Origin of the sequence: Rhizobium altiplani, assembly GCF_001542405.1 — a bacterium.
GTDB lineage: Bacteria > Pseudomonadota > Alphaproteobacteria > Rhizobiales > Rhizobiaceae > Rhizobium > Rhizobium altiplani.
The window spans coordinates 1-3,706 of record NZ_LNCD01000007.1; the positions used below are offsets into that span (position 1 = coordinate 1).

A 3,706-nucleotide genomic window follows, 5' to 3' on the forward strand; every position below is an offset into this window, starting at 1 on the left:
GATGCCTGTTCTGCATATATCGTGAAGAGAAGATTGATCTGGAGGCTTCCAGGTGTTTTGCACAATCCTATGGATTGCGCGAGATGTCCGAGCCCAGTTCTGTTGAAACCAAGGATGGCTTAGTCGGCCGGATCTGGTGGAGGGACTGGAGGTAGGAAGGAAGCCTGTCGTCAGGATCGACCATTGTTCGGTGCCTTTTGGTGCTGTCTGATGGTTGGCCTGATTGCCGTTGCCTGACCGCGCGGTACCGGATTTAATCTCGAGAAGCTGGTCTTAAAGATCCGGCCCAAGCGAGCTGCTCGGCGTAGCTCCAATAAAGGGACCGGATCGAACACGTCGATGGCATTGTTGGATTGACTGGGTTGTAAAAGGTAACCCGGTCTGTTGCCGTTTCCTTCGGGATGCGGGCAACGAGATGATGAGCATTGGCAATGAGAACGATTAAGTGTCGTAAGGGCATTTGGTGGATGCCTTGGCATGCACAGGCGATGAAGGACGTGATACGCTGCGAAAAGCCGTGGGGAGCTGCGAATAAGCTTTGATCCATGGATCTCCGAATGGGGCAACCCACCTTAAATGCTTAGAAAATCATTTTGGTTGTCGAACCTTCGGTTCGACGTTACGGCGAACGATCGCCGACGGCCTCTGGCCTGTATGGGAACTTCCCAATACAGCGCGAGACGCGCGTCGCCGGTCATCCGGCGCAAGAACCAAAATGGTTTCTAAGCATTGTGATAAGGTATCTGCACCTGAATAAAATAGGGTGTAAGAAGCGAACGCAGGGAACTGAAACATCTAAGTACCTGCAGGAAAGGACATCAACCGAGACTCCGCAAGTAGTGGCGAGCGAACGCGGACCAGGCCAGTGGCAATTGTGTTTAAAGCGGAACAATCTGGAAAGTTTGGCCGTAGCGGGTGACAGCCCCGTACGCGTAGATAGCATGATTGTCCTAGAGTAGGGCGGGACACGAGAAATCCTGTCTGAACATGGGGAGACCACTCTCCAAGCCTAAGTACTCGTGCATGACCGATAGCGAACAAGTACCGTGAGGGAAAGGTGAAAAGCACCCCGACAAGGGGAGTGAAATAGAACCTGAAACCGGATGCCTACAAACAGTCGGAGCCCGCAAGGGTGACGGCGTACCTTTTGTATAATGGGTCAACGACTTAGTGTAACAAGCAAGCTTAAGCCGGTAGGTGTAGGCGAAGCGAAAGCGAGTCTGAATAGGGCGATTTAGTTTGTTGCATTAGACCCGAAACCGAGTGATCTAGCCATGAGCAGGTTGAAGGTTGGGTAACACCAACTGGAGGACCGAACCCGCATCTGTTGCAATAGATTGGGATGACTTGTGGCTAGGGGTGAAAGGCCAATCAAACTCGGAAATAGCTGGTTCTCCGCGAAATCTATTTAGGTAGAGCGTCGACCGAATACCCTGGGGGGTAGAGCACTGGATGGGCTATGGGGACTCACCGTCTTACTGATCCTAACCAAACTCCGAATACCCAGGAGTACTAGTCGGCAGACACACGGCGGGTGCTAACGTCCGTCGTGAAAAGGGCAACAACCCTAACCTCCAGCTAAGGTCCCCAAGTCATGGCTAAGTGGGAAAGGATGTGAGGATCCCAAAACAACCAGGATGTTGGCTTAGAAGCAGCCATCATTTAAAGAAAGCGTAACAGCTCACTGGTCTAAATAAGGGTCTTTGCGCCGAAAATGTAACGGGGCTGAAGCCATGCACCGAAGCTGAGGATGTGTAGCAATACACGTGGTAGCGGAGCGTTCCGTAAGCTGATGAAGGGAGACCCGTGAGGGCTCCTGGAGGTATCGGAAGTGCGAATGTTGACATGAGTAACGATAAAGAGGGTGAGAGACCCTCTCGCCGAAAGACCAAGGGTTCCTGCTTAAAGTTAATCTGAGCAGGGTTAGCCGGCCCCTAAGACGAGGCGGACACGCGTAGTCGATGGGAACCACGTTAATATTCGTGGGCCTGGTGGTAGTGACGGATTGCTCAACTTGTGAGGTCTTATTGGATTGATCTTGCAGGGACGCGGTTCCAGGAAATAGCTCCACCGTATAGACCGTACCCGAAACCGACACAGGTGGTCAGGTAGAGTATACCAAGGCGCTTGAGAGAACTATGTTGAAGGAACTCGGCAAATTGCACGCGTAACTTCGGAAGAAGCGTGACCCCATTTTACGCAAGTGAAGTGGGGTGGCACAGACCAGGGGGTAGCGACTGTTTATCAAAAACACAGGGCTCTGCGAAGTCGCAAGACGACGTATAGGGTCTGACGCCTGCCCGGTGCTGGAAGGTTAAGAGGAGAGGTGCAAGCTTTGAATCGAAGCCCCAGTAAACGGCGGCCGTAACTATAACGGTCCTAAGGTAGCGAAATTCCTTGTCGGGTAAGTTCCGACCTGCACGAATGGCGTAACGACTTCCCCGCTGTCTCCAACATAGACTCAGTGAAATTGAATTCCCCGTGAAGATGCGGGGTTCCTGCGGTCAGACGGAAAGACCCCGTGCACCTTTACTATAGCTTTACACTGGCATTCGTGTCGGCATGTGTAGGATAGGTGGTAGGCTTTGAAGCAGGGACGCCAGTTTCTGTGGAGCCATCCTTGAAATACCACCCTTATCGTCATGGATGTCTAACCGCGGTCCGTTATCCGGATCCGGGACAGTGTATGGTGGGTAGTTTGACTGGGGCGGTCGCCTCCGAAAGAGTAACGGAGGCGCGCGATGGTGGGCTCAGACCGGTCGGAAATCGGTCGTCGAGTGCAATGGCATAAGCCCGCCTGACTGCGAGACTGACAAGTCGAGCAGAGACGAAAGTCGGTCATAGTGATCCGGTGGTCCCGTGTGGAAGGGCCATCGCTCAACGGATAAAAGGTACGCCGGGGATAACAGGCTGATGACCCCCAAGAGTCCATATCGACGGGGTTGTTTGGCACCTCGATGTCGACTCATCGCATCCTGGGGCTGGAGCAGGTCCCAAGGGTATGGCTGTTCGCCATTTAAAGCGGTACGTGAGTTGGGTTCAGAACGTCGTGAGACAGTTCGGTCCCTATCTGCCGTGGGTGTAGGAATATTGACAGGATCTGTCCCTAGTACGAGAGGACCGGGATGGACATATCTCTGGTGGACCTGTTGTCCTGCCAAGGGCATAGCAGGGTAGCTACATATGGAATGGATAACCGCTGAAGGCATCTAAGCGGGAAACCAACCTGAAAACGAGTATTCCCTATCAGAGCCGTGGAAGACGACCACGTTGATAGGCCGGGTGTGGAAGCGCAGCAATGTGTGAAGCTTACCGGTACTAATAGCTCGATTGGCTTGATCGTTCTCATTGATCAATGCTCATCTGCGACACAGACGTGTCGGGAGATGATGCAAGACGTGTTCAAACGCAGTGAAAACTGCACCAGCTTCTCATTTGTTGCGCTTCGCTGACCTGGTGGTTATGGCGGGGCGGCTGCACCCGTTCCCATTCCGAACACGGCCGTGAAACGCCCCAGCGCCTATGGTACTTCGTCTTAAGACGCGGGAGAGTCGGTCGCTGCCAGGTCTGCTAAACGCAACAACACATGCGCCGAATGTCGAAGACAGTCGAAAGCTGCATGTGAAACAAAGATAATCTTCTCATCACGAAAACGGCCCCAAGCCGATCAAAAGGGCCGCCCACAAAGCGGCCTTTCTGCTATAAT

2 rRNA genes are annotated in these 3,706 nt (G+C 53.0%); both read left to right on the forward strand.

The annotated features are described in order from the left end of the window. Positions 1-439: 439 nt before the first annotated feature. Positions 440-3,343 (forward strand): 23S ribosomal RNA (locus AS026_RS01845). Between the two features lie 109 nt (positions 3,344-3,452). Next, positions 3,453-3,567, forward strand: a 5S ribosomal RNA gene (rrf, locus tag AS026_RS01850). Positions 3,568-3,706 lie beyond the last annotated feature (139 nt).